The following is a 15,536-nucleotide window of genomic DNA, read 5'->3' on the forward strand; positions in this document are numbered from 1 at the left end:
ATCAAAGACAGCCTTAAAAGCCTTTTTTTGCTATTTTATATGAAAATGATAAAGAAAAATCAATAGAATATAAAGGAGTTGTTGCTAGAATTATTAGTGAGTCTTGCAAAAACAAATTAGTTCCTATGACTGAATTATATAATCTAGTTAATGCTTTTGTTAAAAATCAAATTATGAAATAAATATATATTCTCTATATCTGTATATAGTTTCTATTATGACACTTGATGATCTTATAAAAACGGATAGTATAGTTACTGACATTGAGTATATTTTAGAACAAGGTAAAGGAGGGGTAGACCAGATTAAGTATGTTATCCATATGTTGATAGTGAAGAATAAAAATTTTCATGAGCTGCAAAATAGCAGTGTTGATGAAATTAATTTAGACGATGTTATTAGTGTCTTAAATACAAAATTGGTTTATTACTATCTTGAAAATTTTCAAATGAATAGCAATTATCTGGAGGTCTTTCTTGTAAAATCAAGAAAGGTTGTTGTTGATTTTATCCTTCAAAGGGAAGAAGTTTCAGATAAAATTTTATTTTTAATATCAGTTATATCAAAACAGGCGTGGAAGTGTGAATATATATTCTTTTATGATGATGAAGATATAGAGAAAATAAATAAAATAAAAGAAATAAATGAAATCTATTATAATTTAGTTTGCTTTATGTTCTTTGAAATGCCTAAAGAAATTATTGATTTAATAAGCGTTGAGTTTAATAGTGATATTTATATAAAAAGTATGGTTGAAATGATTAATATTTCTCAGGAGGTTAAGTTAATTGATATAGAGAGCAGCTTTAAAATTAATGATGACAGTGGTTTAGTGAGAGAAATGTATGAGGAAAATCCATACCCTCGTTGGACATATAACAATTACTTAAGGTGTAAGGTTCCATTGGGTAATATATTTGAAAACTTTTGTGATCGAGACAAAACTAAGTTTTTAAATGGGAGGAAAAATCCTCGAGTGTTAATTGCAGGATGCGGAACAGGAAAGCAAGTTGTTGGGTTTTGTGAAAGTACCCTATATAAAGAAGTTCTAGCAATAGATATCAGTGTTAACTCTCTAAAGTATGCTAAGTACATGGTAGAAAAATCTGATATTAAAAAAGTTAGTTTTCATCAAGCGGATTTACTGAATCTTGATAAAAATAGTTTTGGTACATTTGACTATATAGAATGTGTAGGAGTGCTTCACCATCTTAAGCAGCCTTTTGAAGGGTGGAGCAATTTAATTGATATTTTAGAGCCTGGTGGTGTTATTAAAGTTGGTTTATACAGTGCTCAAGCTAGAAGTAGTATTAATCAATTTAAGCAAGAATATAAGCAGGAAACTGATAATTATGATGTAAAAAGTCTATATGAAATAAGATCTAATATTTTAAATAATAATGACTCTCCTTATAATGATTTTTTTCAAAAGTGGTCTGACTTTTACAGTGCTAGCGCTTTTAGGGATTTAGTTGCTCATGTTCAAGAAGAGCAGTTCACAATACCAAAAATAAAAGAAATGCTAAAGAGGTTAAATATTGAGTTCATGGGATTTCATATTTCAAGGGAATTGCGCGTTAAATTTTTGAACGAATTTGGTGATGAGTCAAAGCTTTTTAATCTTGATTATTGGAGTGAGTTTGAAAATAAAAATAAAGACTCGTTTTATGGTATGTATCAGTTTTGGTGTAGGAAAAATAAGTCTTGATCTATATGTTATATTTGGAGAGTATGTGAAAAATAATGAAAAAATATTCACAGAGGTATATGAAAGTCATGATTTGTCTTGGGGCAGCAATGAGTCATCGTCAGGGCCAGGGTCAACTCTAGCTGCAACGGCTCATATAAGAAAGGGCTTGGAGTTTATATGTAAAAATATTTCCATAAATAGTCTTTGTGATATTCCGTGCGGTGACTTTAATTTTATGAAGACTGTGGACTTTGGTAAAACTAAATATATTGGTTGTGATATCGTTAAGTCTCTTATAGAAAAAAATAAGGAGGAATATGCGACAGATAACAGAACGTTTATACATCTTGATATTATTAATGACCTATGTCCGAATGCAGAGCTAATTTTTTGCAAGGAATTATTTCTGCATATTTCTAATGATAATGTAAAACGAGTGATTGCTAATATAAAGTCTAGTGGTGCTAAATATTTTATGGCTAATACTTACTTTACACCAGTAATACCTATGTTAGGAGGCAAGCACGTAAACATTGAAGTTCCAGGAACGAATGAAGATGTCCCCGTTGGTTATGAGCAAGGTTATCTTATGGGCAGAATTGTAAACTTATTTTTGCCTCCATTTAATTTTCCTGACCCTGTTTTATTGCTCGGGTCAGTGCAGCAATACTTGGTAATGGCACTTTGGTATGTGGACGATTTGCCTGACTTTAAATAGGTATAGCTTAAGTTTCATGGCTTATTGAATATAAAATTTCTGCCAAGCTGTTGCTATCTATTTTTTGATCTTGATCAATTTTATCTATATTTTCTTTTATTTCAGTTTTTATTTTGTTGTTGAGTTGTTTATTCGTTGCTAGTTGGGTTGTTTTATAAATATAATCATTTTTACTTTCTGCGATACAATGTTCTTTAATAAGTTGAGAATCCAATCTAATATATATTTCTTGAACAACTCGGCTGATATGTGTTCTTGACAATGATGGGTAAGTCACTATTGGCAAGTTGTTATAGATGCACTCTAAAGCGGTGGTTCCCATGCCGAAGTAGAAAGTGTCAAGAGCAACATCTGCTTTTTTAATAATGGAAAGTAATTGGTTCATATTTTGCTCTTTAAGAGTGTAAATGTGGTTAGTGTATCGTTGTTGTCCAAGAGTTTTGAATAAGCGATGTTGAATGCATTGAAGAGTTGAATATGTTGGCATATAACCTATTATAATTCGAGAGTTGCTATCTAATAAAATTATCTCTTTGATAATTTCATCCATATCTGGGTGAACTTTAAAATGGTAATGGTGGAGCATATAGAGGTTGCCATCGGGGAGACCTTGGGCCTCTAGATTTGAGTTGGTTTTTGGTTTTTGTAAAACAACCTTCTTAGAAAGAATAAGGTTTTCAGAGTAAAGTTTGTTGATATTTTCTTCTCTTAACAGACTGCTTTGTTGTATCATGTAATCGACATAAGGTTGTCCTGTTGATGATGGAATGCCCAACCCTGTGGCCTGTATATGGGACAGACGTAAAAAAGGGAGTATATAATTTAAAGGCGAGGTTCCTATTTCAAAGTAAAATATCAGGTCTGGCTTTAGTTTTTTTATATCAGTGATAATATCTTTTTCATTGATATATAGAGGTAGGCACTTAATATTTTGAATGTTTGTTTTAAATAACTCTTCAAATGTGGGGCTAATAGCGATATATAAGTTTTTATCATAATTCCAAGCGTTAAGGAAATCTTTAAAGTGCTTTAAAAATAATGGGAAGGCACGGTCGCAGAATATAATAATATTTTTAGAGTTTATATGAGGAGGTCTATCCCTGTCTTGTTGATAAAGAGTTGAAAATTTCTCTCTAAAGCTTTTTTAGTTGGATTTCATCCAAGTTATAATAATCCATAAAAAATGACGGTCTAGGTAGTAATGAGACTGTCTGGTCTTGTATTGCTTTTTCGAGATTTATTTTAGTTTTACTTTTCTCTATTGATTGCAGAGTTTTAGATATTTTTTTTCTATATCGATGCTGGGGTCAAGTATTTGTGGGTAAATGTTATTAATGATGACATTTTTAAATGGAAAGTTTTTATTGAGGGTCATTAAAGAAGCTTTAATATTTTCTTCCAAGCAAAAAAAGGTGCTGGGAGTATTAATAATTCTAGTTTGAGTAACTATCTTGTGAGCCCAGATATGCTTTTTGGCTTGCCGAAGCAGTTTTGAAATATGAGTATTGTCGACCCCGGCAAGTAAAGCATTTGTTAATGTATGTGAGGCTGTTTCTAGATCATGTGCCGCACCTAACCTAATGGCTTGGATGGCAGATTCCCTTGCTGGGTTGTACTGGTTTAAATCCATGAGTACACCACTACGTAGTGAGTATACTTTTGCTGAGTGAGGTATTCTTTCTAATAATTTATTATAAAAGCTAAGTAGTTCAAAATGCTGTTTGCTTTTCGAGTAGGTGTCAGCAATGAGTTTAAGTAATGCATCATCATAAATATTTAAGAAAAATGCCTTTTCTAAGTGGTAGATGTAGCTTTGGCTGTCTTTGTCTTGCTTTTTTATAAGCTTTGCTAGAATAATATGTTTATCGAAACTTGTTTTTAAGCTTTTATAAAATTCGATGCCTTTGTCTATTTGATTGAAGACTGTATAGTAATGCAAGAGAGCTTCATGATATTTTTTTGTGTCTTTTTTGTGTAATGCCTGTTTTATTAGCACTTCTATTTTTTTATGATTTTCCTTTTGGCGATCATTATCTTGTATTTCTTGATAAAGCTGGTCAAGCGTTTGGGTGATTTCTTTCAAAGATGTTTTGTTAATATTTAATAGTTTTTCTAATTTATTATAATATGTTGATATTTCTTGACTCTTATCTGCTGTTGTCATTGTGATCTCGTTTTATTTGTAAAGCGCTAGCGTGATAAGTGTGCTATAGCGCAAGTATTGCTTGGAATCAAATTTTTATATATCAATAAATTAACCTACTGTATTTTAAATTGACTTTTAATTGATTGATTTGAAAGAAGTAAATATTACTAAAGTTTTCCAGAAATGGTCGAGTCAGTGCAACTTGCGATACCTTTAGGGGTCCAATTGTTTGGGTCTAGAAGTTGGGGTGATGGGGTATGACAAGCTCATTGATAAATATGAATATTGATGCCATCAATATGAAGTTTTCAGAAGCACGCACTGTGCTCTCGAGTAATGCAAATAGTCCTCTTTCCATCGCTTTTAAAGATACGGACGCTATAGATCACCTAAAACATGCTTCTATCAGCTCGCGCACGGAGCAAGATGTGCTTTTACGCCTATTTACTATACAGAGTGCGAATGAGGCCTTATCTGTCACTGAGATCGCAGCAGCAGCGCTTACAGAGCAAATTAGCCTGGTTGAAGGGATTAAAAATTTCGCACAAGATGCAGGGCTAGTTATTAAAACAACCGATGAGCGCAATATGTTAAACCAAAGTGTTAAGACTAACTTAGCGAGTTATGCAAGCTTGGCAACGAATACAGCCTTTAATGAAGCCAAGTTATTAGATGGTAGCTTTGCTAGTTACTTTTTGTTTGACAATAACTTAAGTACAGAAAAGCTTAATATCTTAATCGGTGACACTCAAACAAGCCATTTAGGGCGTTATGTGTTAGACACAACAGGAAGCAGCTTAACGAACCAGGTGCTCAGTCCTTCTGGTACAGTTACGACATCTAACAGTGTGGCGGTACAAGCATTAACGATTAAAAGTGACCAACTTACAGGGGATGAAAAAGAAAAGGGCTTAAATTTAAGTGTGGTCAGTAATTTGTCGGCTCAAGGTTTCACTAATTTAATCAATCAGGTAACGACAAAAACTGGGGTGAGCGCGAGTGCTGAAACTCATGTGGATATAAAACTGGGTGATATCAGCGCATCGACTGTGTTTAGTTTTAACTTAGCTTCTGGAGATGGGGCGACTTTAGCTGATTATGCGAATACCCAATTGATAGAAGCAACGGTGACAGACGAGGCTGACCTGACAGCGCTGTTAGATCAAATTAACTTAGTGACTGATAAAACAGGTATTAAAGCTGAATTTACATCGGCTACGGAGAAAAACCAAATTCGCCTGACACATGAGACCGGCGCAAATATACAGGTGAGTAATTATCAAAGTGGCCCTTATGGTCCTGATTTATCGTTAATTGATAGTGATAATGATGTTACTTCGTTAGGAGAGTCAACTTTAAACCGCTCTGCCATGGTTGCTGGAAGTGTGCGTTTGGAGAGCAATGTGAGCTTTTCTATTCAAGGGGATGGAACAAATAAAAGTATTTTTGACAATACGGGCTTTAATCCTTCAGTGTTTCATGCCTTGGATAAAGCATCGGTCGAAGATATCACGGCAGCTAAGCTTGCTGTGAGTGTGTCAGAAGGGGCTTTGGTGAGTTTGAGTAAGATTTCAGAATTTGTAACCCGCTTAAAAGCTAGTATTAGTGACCAGATTGCACTGCTTGAAAAGACTGATCAGTCAGTGGATGAAACGTTTGAAGATAGTCGATTGAGTGATGAGTTAGCTAGTTTGACACGTGATGAAATAAGTACAAGAATCAGCAGTGCTGTTTTAGGTCAAGCGAAGAATATTACCCCTTTGGCATTGCAGCTAATTTAATCGGTTTTGAGCTTGTTTTGCTGGAATACTCAGCGTAAGATGGAGTGACTTTAGATCTCGACATGGAGTATGCCAATGAGTAAATTAGATGATATTTTCGCCAGTTTTTGGGGGATTTATACTGAAAATAATCCACATGTTGCAAAAATTCATAATTTGTTGCTAAAAGAGGGTGAGGTGATTGAAAATGATCATATTGCCCTTAGGACGTTTAACGATTCACGAGTCAATATAGATCGTCTTGCGCGCTTATTTGAGGCTCAAGGTTATAAAGCTGCGGGCGAATATCACTTCAAAGAGAAAAAGCTGTATGCCAAGCATTTTGAGCATGAGGATGCGAGCCAGCCGAAAGTATTTATCAGTGAATTATTATTAGAAGAATTTAGTGAAGAATTACAGCAGGTGGTTAAAACATCGATTGATCAAATTCCTCAGGATATTTTACACTCTGAGAATCTACCTTTTGCCCAGCTTGTCTGGGGACCGATTAAGCATGATGTTTATCAAGAATTATTGAAAGAGTCTGAATATGCAGCCTGGGTTTATGCCTTTGGTTTTCAGGCTAATCACTTTACTGTGAATGTAAATGCCTTGAAAAAATACGATACTTTAGAAAAGCTTAATGAGTTTTTAAAGAGTAAAAAAATAACCTTAAATGCTTCAGGTGGAGAGATTAAGGGCAGTAAAAAAGTTGGTTTAGAGCAATCGAGCACGATGGCAGGCAAGATTGAAGTGACTTTTCTAGATGGTATTTTTAAGATTCCATCGTGTTACTATGAGTTCGCTCAGCGCTATGAAGTGGATGGTAAGTTGTATACCGGCTTTGTTGCGTCATCTGCAGATAAGATTTTTGAAAGTACAAACAAGAATGATGCGGTTGCTTAGTTTTTAATTATAATTAAAGACTTTTATCGATTTATAAAAAGGGCAGTTTTGCCCTTTTTTAGGGCATTTAATAATAAATAGACCAGTGAACACTGGCCTTTAATTATTATGCGCTTGAAATTAAGTGGTTGGATAAGGCTGGGGTTGAGAGGGAGTAGGCTGTCCTTGAGTCTCACCTTGGCCAAGTTGGCTGAGGGGGACGCCGGCTTTGAGGTCAGCCTCGATTTTTTCTAACATGACATTTTTTGTCTCTGGGATAAAAACTTTGACAAATGCTAAGGAAAGTAAGCAAAGAAGCGCAAAGACGAAGAAAATAGAAGAATTGCCATAATGGTGCATGATAGTAAGAGAAGTGCCCATGACAAGCCCGGCAAATGTCCAGTTGACCATTGTTGAGACTGTCATGCCGATTTCACGGCCTTCTTGTGGGAAAAGTTCGGAGCAAAGTACCCATGCAACAGGGCCCCAAGATGCGGCAAAACCAAAGATATAAACAATCACTGAGACAAAGAGCATACCTTTTTCGATGCCAGTGGGGGAGCTGTGCCCCATCATCCAGAATGATAAGCCTGCAGCGGTCATAGCAATAAACATGGCAATTGACCCCATGTACAGTAGCTTCTTGCGCCCCCAATTTTTCTACCCACTTAACTGCTGGGAAGGTAAAGAGCATGTTCACTGTCGGAACCAGCAGCATTGCAACAACTCCAGTCATGCCTGCGTAGCCAAAGATGGTTGGCGAGTAATAGATTATCATATTGATGCCGACAAGCTGCTGGAAGCATTGGATAAAGATAGCGAGAATGAGCACTTTCCAGAAATAACCTTTAGAAAGTGAAGATAAGCCGTGAGTTTGCGTTTTAAGGTTGTCTTCAATTTCGCGATACTCTTTTTCAACTTCAGCTTGGGTATTGCGTAGTCTGTTAAGCACGGCTTTTGCCTCGTTATGACGCCCTTTAAGGGCGAGCCAACGAGGGGACTCTGGCAGTGTTAGGCCGCCGATGAACATGATGATAGCGAAGATCGCAATTACTAAAAACATCAGTGGAACGGTGATAGTGGGTTTGACGAAAATTTGGATAATAGAGACGTTGCTTGCGGCGATTAAGAAGATGCCGATTGTGATCATGAGCTGAAATAAGGTACCCATTGCGCCACGAATTTTTTTTGGTGCAGTTTCAGAAAGATAGAGAGGCACAACGAAAGAGGCGATTCCGACCGCAAAACCGATGATAAAGCGACAAAATTGCAAAATGAGTATTGATGGCATCGTCGCCGATAAAACAGAAGCAATAGTAAACAAGAAACCAGCGGCAACCAGTGACTTTTTACGACCTAAAAAGCGCGCGAAGATACCGCTTAATAAAGCACCTAAGATTCCTCCATAGGCGAGGACGGCAGCATAGTGCTCCCCTTGCTGTAGATCTAAGCCATAAACGCTTTTGATTGCATCGAGTGAATTGGCGATAAAGCCCATATCGAGGCCGAAAAGCAGGCCACCTAAAGCGGCGATGATACAGATTCGATAGACAACAGACTTGTATCTTCCTTGTGGGGGCTGTTGGTTGAGTTGAGTGGACGGCTGCGCGGTCATTTTTTACCTTTCTCCTGTGTTTAGGATGTCCTATGTAAGGCGGCTGGCGATGGATTTTTCATAATAAGTGCCAGAAGCTCCAGGTTAATGTTAAATTGTAAGAAATTTTCTCATATATTGAGCATAACCTGGATTGCTTAACAGAAAATTATATGGGGTGGGGAGAAATTAATCAACGATAATTGTTTTTGCGGTGCGCAATGATTTTTAATGTAGAAAATTTACAAGAAAATTGTTAAGTCATTTTTTTGCTTTATAATTGAATTTAAATAATAAAACATAGTGTTAAGATGAAAAGCGCTTATTTACCGATTATTGATCTATTAGTAGAAAAAACACTTATTGTGACACCTAATTTGCGCTTACAAGACTGCTTACGTTTTGTTAGCCAAGAGCAAGAAGTTGTGGAAGAACCGGCGATTTATGCCTGGTCGAGTTGGTGTGATTTATTGTGGAATGAATTAGAAATTCTTTCTTTAGGTTGGGGTGAGGAGTTGCCTTTAGTTCTCAATAATGCTCAAGAGCAAGCGTTATGGGAGACTGTTATTGGCGGACTTGAGGAGGATGTGAGCAAGACAAGCACTTTGGTGAAGTTGGCAATGACAGCAAATCGGCGCTTGCACGAATGGCAGTTGGCGATTGAAGAGATTAAAAACTATCCGATGCAATATGATGCTGAGCGTTTTTTAAACTGGCAAGCAGAACTCGTTCGGCGCATGCAATTGAATCACTGGCTGTTCCATTGTGAACGTTGGGATGTATTAAATACAGTAGTTTCTGAAAAAAAATTAGCAATTTGTTATGAAACTATTGTTTTTGTCGGTTTTGACACATTTACACCTCAACAGCTTGCTTGGATTCGCCAGCTACTAGAGCTGGGTATCACTTCATATAGCATTTTTGAAGCTGAATCCACCAACACGGCTCACGGGCCTCAGCTGATTGTGACGAATGAGCCGAGAGACGAGTTTTATTTGGCGGCAGAGTGGGCCGAACAGTTAACTCGTCAATATCCAGAAAAAACCATTGGCATTGTTGTTCCTGATTTAACTGAGCAGCGTGCTCGTATCGAGCAAGTTTTTAATGATGTCTTTGCACCATTGAGTCACTTGCCAGGGTCACCCTATTCATTGCGAAAAGTGAATATTTCAGGAGGATTTCGGCTAGATGGTCAACCACTTGTTCAAATTATTACTGATCTGTTAACCTTATTCATCGGTAAAACACCAGAACTACTGTTATGGCAGCGCTTATTGCAAAGCCCGTTTATACGAGCATCTGAAGCGGAACAATTTGCCCGTTTAGCGGTTTTGAATCACCTAGTGGAGCAACGCCAAGCAACAATCAGTGTGCAATATGTCTTAAAATTACTTGACCAATATGAGGCATTAGATCTATCGGCAGCACTTAAGAGTGCTAGCTATTGGATGAAAGAGCATTATCAAAAGCGTTATCCGCCGGAACACTGGGCAATAGTAATCAGCCGTTTATTGTTAATTATGGGCTGGCCAGGTGAGCGGGTGCTTAACTCAGAAGAATATCAAATTGCAACAAAACTTTGGCCTGAAGTGCTCGATGAGTGCGTTAGTTTAAGTGGCTTTTGTAAACCGCTTACTTTCTTAGAAATGATTGCGCACCTAAAGCAGTCGTTGTTTTCCAAAGTGACGCAAACTCGCAGCGATATTACTCAGGTCTATGTTTTTGGCTTGCTAGAAGCGTCAGGGCAAAAGTTCGATGCCTTGTGGGTTACGGGCTTATATGATGGATTATGGCCTGCGCCTGCGGATTTGCATCCGTTATTGCCGGCACGACTGCAAGTTGACTATGATATGCCGCATAACTCACCTGAACGTGAACTCCAACTTACAGAGCGATTGTTTAAGCGTTTATTAGGTGCTGCAGAACAGGTGGTCATCAGCTTGCCTACTTGCATTGGTGAGCTTGAATTGCGCCCGAGCGCATTAATTGAGCATTTAGCTATGCCTTCTTGTGACGAATATTTAAGTCCTCGGCGTGTAAGCTTTCGTGAGTCGTTATTAGGTGCCTCCCTAGAATCTCTATTGGATGAGCAAGGCTCTAAATTAGCGCCTGGAGCAGAGGTTTCTGGGGGAACTCAAGTGATTCGCTCACAATTATCCTGTCCGTTTCAGGCCTATGGCTTGTTTCGTTTAAATGCAAGAGGTCCTGAGCCTATTCGTGAGGGATTATTACTTTCTGATCAGGGAACCTTATTGCACGCAGTGCTTGATCGTGTTTGGCAACGGATACAAAATTCTAATCAGCTAAAGCAATTAACAGATGAGAGTTGCCATAGGCTTGTCACTGAGGTGGTTCGAGGGGTGATTGGCTCTTGGCAAAAAAAACTCAAAGGAGTGGCGCAAACCCAGTGGCAACTCGAAGAGCAACGTTTGATTGATCTAGTGATTGCCTGGCTGACGATGGAGAAGCTAAGAGAGTTAGATTTTGATGTGGTGGGTATTGAAACTCGGCGTACCTTATCTTTAGCAGGGTTTTCTTTTCAATTGCGGATTGATCGTGTTGATGACACTGAAGTTGGCGCTTTATTATGGGACTATAAGTCCAGTGATAGCGCTAAGATGGCGCACTGGTTTAATCAGCCGATGCAAGAGCCACAGTTGCCTTTATACGCTTTAACTCAAGATGTAAGTTCAAGTGCTAGTCGCCAATTAGCAGGGTTTGGTTTTGCTAAAGTGCTTGCAGAAGGCGGTAAATTCAACGCATTAATCACAGAAAAAGAGCTAGATTTAGGTTTAGGTGTAGGCGAACATAGTGTTAAATCGCTGGATTATTTTAAAGAAAAATCGGCTGATTGTTGGCCTGAACAGCTTCAATATTGGCAAGAGACATTTGAGCGGACTGCGGCAAATTTTGGTCAAGGTCAGGCACAGGTCTTACCCAGTGAGCAGGCGTGTCAGTACTGTGAGCTTAAGCCTTTATGCCGCATTCAGGAGCGCAGCCAATGACAATACTCGTCGATGCGAATGAGCGTGATAGGGCTTTAACCGCTGATGAGTCTTTTATTGTTCAAGCGCCTGCCGGTTCTGGGAAAACTGAATTATTAATTCAGCGTATTCTTGTTTTGCTTGCCCATGTTGAGCAGCCCGAAGAAATTTTAGCGATTACTTTTACCCGTAAAGCTGCGGCAGAAATGAAAAACCGATTACTAGAAAGTCTCGCGGCAGCGAAAAAAAGCAGAGCCTGAACAAAGCCATAAGAAGAAAACCTGGCAATTAGCGCGTGCTGTGATTATTCGCGACAAGCAGAAAAATTGGTTTTTGTGTGAAAATCCAACTCGACTTCGAGTGATGACGATCGATGCTTTGTCCAGCCAGCTTGCAGTGCAGTTACCTAATACCTCTTTTTTAGGGGGTGGCTTTAAGGTCGCAGAAAATGTTGAGGAGCTTTATCAGCAGGCTGCTCTAGCAATATTATTGCAGGAAAAGCCGGCTTTAGTGGTTAAGCATGCAATCGAGTGTTTTTTAAAACATCGGCATAATGATTATCAAAATGCATCAATATTATTAGCCGATATGTTACAAAGTCGCCATGTTTGGCTGCCTTTTTTTGAAAGTAGTGATAGTGACCAAGCGCGGCAGTTTTTTGAGGGTGCTTTAGAAGAGTTAATCAATGAAGATTTATCGGCTCTTTTTGAATTCTTTAAGAAAGAGTCATTTTTTAATCAAAGTGCTTTAAATACTATTCGTAAAATTAGCGCATATACCAATGAACCATTGCTGAACTGGAAGAGCATTCCCGCGGGAGAGAAAGTTGAGCTAAGCAGTTGGCAGGCATTTTGCCGATTTTTCTTGAATCAAAAGGGTGAGTTTAGGAAAGTTTTTAATAAGAAGCAGGGGATTCCAGCCGTTTCTACAGCCACTGGCGATGAAAAAGTACAATTGCAGCAGTTTCATAAAGAGCTTAAAGAAATGGCGAGTGAGTTGCAGCGAGTAAATACAAGATCAAATGGTGAGTTATTAAGGCTTATGCAGCGCGTAATCAGTTTGCCCGAACCTTATTACAGAGATGATGATTGGCAATTGCTATGGTCGATTGGAATTTTATTAAAAGAGTTAGTTGCAAAGCTGTGGTTGCAATTTGGTCGTACACGCCAACTGGACTTTACCCAGGTCGCTTTGGGAGCGTTAGATGCCCTTGCCGATCAGCGAGGAGTTACGGATTTAGCGTTGGCACTTGATTATAAGGTATCGCATTTATTGTGTGATGAATTTCAAGATACCTCAAAAGTTCAGTTGCGTTTATTTGAATTGCTATCTGCTGGTTGGCAGCAAGGAGATGGTCGAACGTTATTTTTTGTCGGGGATCCGATGCAAAGTATTTATCGTTTTCGCCATGCAGAAGTTGAAATTTTTCTAGAGGTTCGTAATAAAGGGTTATCTGAGAAAGAGCTAACGCCTTTAGTTTTGAAAACGAACTTTCGCTCGCAAGAAAATATTATTCGTTGGGTTAATCATGCTTGTGAGCAATTTTTCCCAAATGCAGATAATTTAACGACGGGTGCGGTGAGTTATAGTGCTTCTCAGGCAAGTTTGCCAAAGCAAGCTTGTGGTGTAGAGGTTCACTTGGCGACTTCAGACCAAGAGGAAACAGAGAAAGCAATCATAATTATTCAAAACTATTTAGCTTCAAAAAAACAGGGGAAAGTTGCGGTTCTTGTGCGCAGTCGTAACCATCTCACTGACTTGATCTTGGCGTTACAAAAGTCATCGATTGCCTATCAGGCTGTTGAAATTGCTAGCCTTGCTGAACGTATGATTTCAACAGATATTATTACTTTAATGACTGTGCTTACTCAGCCTTATCATAGATTAGCCTGGTTGGCCTTTTTACGTGCACCTTGGTGTGGTTTAACGCTTGCTGATTTAGAAATTATCGCCAGTTATGAAGAGAATCTATGGCAAGTTATCACGAATTATGAAGTCTTGGCTTTGAGTGAAGATGCTAAGGTGAGGTTGGCTAGGGTTGTGCCGGTGTTAAGCGAAGCATTTTTCCAACGTGGCCGATTATCGTTGCGGCTTTGGGTGCAAGGTGTTTGGGAGGCACTGGGTGGTAGCGCAAGTTTATCAAATCAAAATGACTTTAATGATGCGATGAGTCTTTTTGATTTACTCGATGAAGAGGGTCGTCAAGGAGAAATTGATTTAGAGGCTTTGAAAAATCGGATTAGTCTACTTAAAGCAAGTAGTCAGCACAGTCAGGCACGTGTGCAGTTGATGACTATTCATAAGGCAAAGGGCTTAGAGTTTGACTGTGTGATTTTGCCCCGCTTGCATCAGGGGCAAGGACAATCGCAGCAGGAGTTGTTATTGTGGCTATCGCGTGGTTATGGTGAGCCGGTATTAGCGCCCATTCCAGAAAAGCGTCAAACTCAGCCATTGTATAATTATATTCGTAATCTTGAAGCTGATAAAAATAATCATGAAAGGATGCGTTTGCTTTACGTGGCTTTAACGCGTGCTAAAAGTGAATTGCACCTATTAGGTCAAGTTAAATTTGATAAGAAAAGCAATGTTAAATTACCTGTTCTGGGAAGTTTTTTAAGGTTGTTATGGCCATTGATGCCGCCTGCTGTTGAAAAGTTACAGGGCGTTGAAAATATAGCAAAGACAGAGCTTACTAAGGCGAATGAAGAAATTTTTGATGGCTGTAATTATCGTTTGCCTTCATCCTGGGCTTTACCGGCAGATCATTATAGTTTACTGGCGAACCGCTATGAATATTGTTTGGATCCACAAGCGCGACGTGAAGTACATGGGTTTGATAATACGGAATTGTCACCAGAGCATTTTCATTGGCAGGCGATGGAGGAACGTGCTTTTGGTCAGGTTTGTCATCAGCTGTTATGCGCAATTAGTCGTGTAGGATTGCCTCAATGGCAGGCGGGAAAGTGCAGTGATAAATTGTTAGTGAGCTTATTGCGTCGTTATGGCATGATTGGTCTGAAAAAAGATCATGCACTAAAAGATATTCATGAATTGATGAGCCAAATTGAAAAATCAGCGCTTGCGATTTATTTATTATCGCCTGAGCGTATTAATGCACGTTCTGAATATGTTCTTTTAAATAAGAAATATGGTCGAATGAGTCGACATATTATTGATCGGACTTTTTATGATGAATCGGGTGTTCGCTGGATTATTGACTTTAAAACAGCGAAGCCTACCTTTGGTCATCATGCTGAGCAAATCCGTATTTTCTTTGAGCATGAAAAAAAGAATTATGAAGCTCAGATGAAGCGTTATTGGCAGCTTTTTATTGACAAAGGTGATCAACATGTTAAAGCTGCGCTTTATTTCCCCTGGCTAGATCAACTCGTGGTTTATGAGCATTTTTCTCTACAAATATAAATAGGCTGTGGTGTATTTTGAGATAGATAAAAATGATTAAGGTTAACCTATTGATTTTAATTGATTAAAATGCTATTGGCTAAATAGTCTTATTTGTTTTTGCCGTAGAGGTATTCTTTGTTTAGGGATTTAATGCCAGTGCCAAAGACCCAAAATTTACAGCCTGATAATAAAATTTGTAATTAAATTCAATATTTATTTGACTTGAAGGTAGGTTGTTGGTTTATAATGCGGGGGTTTAACTCATTGTGCTTGTTTGAGTTTTTACTTGCTTAGGCTGAAGGTAAAAGAGAATAGCCAATGAAAAATAATGACAAAGTTTTGAGTAAAGGGGGG

General features: G+C 38.2%; 10 protein-coding genes and 1 pseudogene. 7 read left to right on the plus strand and 4 right to left on the minus strand.

Annotated features, from left to right (window positions below):
* Positions 1 to 217: 217 nt before the first annotated feature.
* Both BGC07_RS13700 and BGC07_RS13705 read left to right on the plus strand, forming a co-directional pair.
* Positions 218 to 1,708: a class I SAM-dependent methyltransferase gene (locus BGC07_RS13700; RefSeq protein ID WP_069313558.1), complete on the plus strand. Its 1,491-nt coding sequence runs from the start codon at positions 218 to 220 to the stop codon at positions 1,706 to 1,708.
* Positions 1,709 to 1,733: 25 nt separating this feature from the next.
* Positions 1,734 to 2,408: a class I SAM-dependent methyltransferase gene (locus BGC07_RS13705; RefSeq protein ID WP_069313899.1), complete on the plus strand. Its 675-nt coding sequence runs from the start codon at positions 1,734 to 1,736 to the stop codon at positions 2,406 to 2,408.
* A gap of 7 nt (positions 2,409 to 2,415) precedes the next feature.
* Here the strand turns inward: BGC07_RS13705 and BGC07_RS13710 are convergent, their stop codons facing one another.
* Both BGC07_RS13710 and BGC07_RS13715 read right to left on the minus strand, forming a co-directional pair.
* Positions 2,416 to 3,183: a tetratricopeptide repeat protein gene (locus BGC07_RS13710; RefSeq protein WP_069313559.1), complete on the minus strand. Its 768-nt coding sequence runs from the start codon at positions 3,181 to 3,183 to the stop codon at positions 2,416 to 2,418.
* A 483-nt stretch (positions 3,184 to 3,666) separates the two neighbouring features.
* Positions 3,667 to 4,572, minus strand: a complete 906-nt coding sequence (locus BGC07_RS13715) for a tetratricopeptide repeat protein (RefSeq protein WP_069313560.1) — start codon at positions 4,570 to 4,572, stop codon at positions 3,667 to 3,669.
* Positions 4,573 to 4,811: 239 nt separating this feature from the next.
* On the opposite strand from BGC07_RS13715, the gene BGC07_RS13720 reads away from it, so the two are divergent.
* Positions 4,812 to 6,335 (plus strand): hypothetical protein, encoded by a 1,524-nt coding sequence (locus BGC07_RS13720; RefSeq protein WP_069313561.1) that lies wholly within the window; start codon positions 4,812 to 4,814, stop codon positions 6,333 to 6,335.
* Positions 6,336 to 6,410: 75 nt separating this feature from the next.
* Positions 6,411 to 7,220, plus strand: coding sequence for a DUF1338 domain-containing protein (locus BGC07_RS13725; protein ID WP_069313562.1), 810 nt, complete (start codon positions 6,411 to 6,413; stop codon positions 7,218 to 7,220).
* A 120-nt stretch (positions 7,221 to 7,340) separates the two neighbouring features.
* On the opposite strand, the gene BGC07_RS22580 is transcribed toward BGC07_RS13725, so the two are convergent.
* Positions 7,341 to 7,829: an MFS transporter gene (locus BGC07_RS22580; protein WP_317135134.1), complete on the minus strand. Its 489-nt coding sequence runs from the start codon at positions 7,827 to 7,829 to the stop codon at positions 7,341 to 7,343.
* Between the two features lie 52 nt (positions 7,830 to 7,881).
* A pseudogene (locus BGC07_RS22585) lies at positions 7,882 to 8,814 on the minus strand (MFS transporter); the annotation flags it as partial.
* A 290-nt stretch (positions 8,815 to 9,104) separates the two neighbouring features.
* Here BGC07_RS22585 and BGC07_RS13735 point away from each other — a divergent pair.
* From BGC07_RS13735 to BGC07_RS23455, 3 genes are read left to right on the plus strand one after another with little or no spacing between them, the layout of a single operon-like run.
* The gene (locus BGC07_RS13735) at positions 9,105 to 11,798 is read left to right on the plus strand and encodes a PD-(D/E)XK nuclease family protein (RefSeq protein WP_069313563.1); all 2,694 of its coding nucleotides are present in this window, start codon (positions 9,105 to 9,107) and stop codon (positions 11,796 to 11,798) included.
* A complete protein-coding gene (locus BGC07_RS23450; protein WP_069313564.1) occupies positions 11,795 to 12,037 on the plus strand; it encodes a UvrD-helicase domain-containing protein in 243 nt (80 codons plus the stop codon). Before BGC07_RS13735 ends, BGC07_RS23450 begins: the two co-directional genes overlap by 4 nt.
* Before the next feature lie 40 nt (positions 12,038 to 12,077).
* Complete coding sequence (locus tag BGC07_RS23455; protein WP_069313565.1) at positions 12,078 to 15,200, plus strand: UvrD-helicase domain-containing protein; 3,123 nt, start codon at positions 12,078 to 12,080, stop codon at positions 15,198 to 15,200.
* The last annotated feature ends 336 nt before the right edge of the window (positions 15,201 to 15,536 follow it).

The organism is Piscirickettsia litoralis (assembly GCF_001720395.1).
In the GTDB taxonomy this organism is placed as follows: domain Bacteria; phylum Pseudomonadota; class Gammaproteobacteria; order Piscirickettsiales; family Piscirickettsiaceae; genus Piscirickettsia; species Piscirickettsia litoralis.

What these genes read in the sequence shown, in the direction of transcription:
- BGC07_RS13700 (WP_069313558.1), top strand. Translation starts at nt 218, where the DNA reads ATGACACTTGATGATCTTATAAAAACGGATAGTATAGTTACTGACATT.
- BGC07_RS13715 (WP_069313560.1), bottom strand. Translation starts at nt 4,572, where the DNA reads ATGACAACAGCAGATAAGAGTCAAGAAATATCAACATATTATAATAAA.
- BGC07_RS13720 (WP_069313561.1), top strand. Translation starts at nt 4,812, where the DNA reads ATGACAAGCTCATTGATAAATATGAATATTGATGCCATCAATATGAAG.
- BGC07_RS13725 (WP_069313562.1), top strand. Translation starts at nt 6,411, where the DNA reads ATGAGTAAATTAGATGATATTTTCGCCAGTTTTTGGGGGATTTATACT.
- BGC07_RS22580 (WP_317135134.1), bottom strand. Translation starts at nt 7,829, where the DNA reads ATGGGGTCAATTGCCATGTTTATTGCTATGACCGCTGCAGGCTTATCA.
- BGC07_RS13735 (WP_069313563.1), top strand. Translation starts at nt 9,105, where the DNA reads ATGAAAAGCGCTTATTTACCGATTATTGATCTATTAGTAGAAAAAACA.
- BGC07_RS23450 (WP_069313564.1), top strand. Translation starts at nt 11,795, where the DNA reads ATGACAATACTCGTCGATGCGAATGAGCGTGATAGGGCTTTAACCGCT.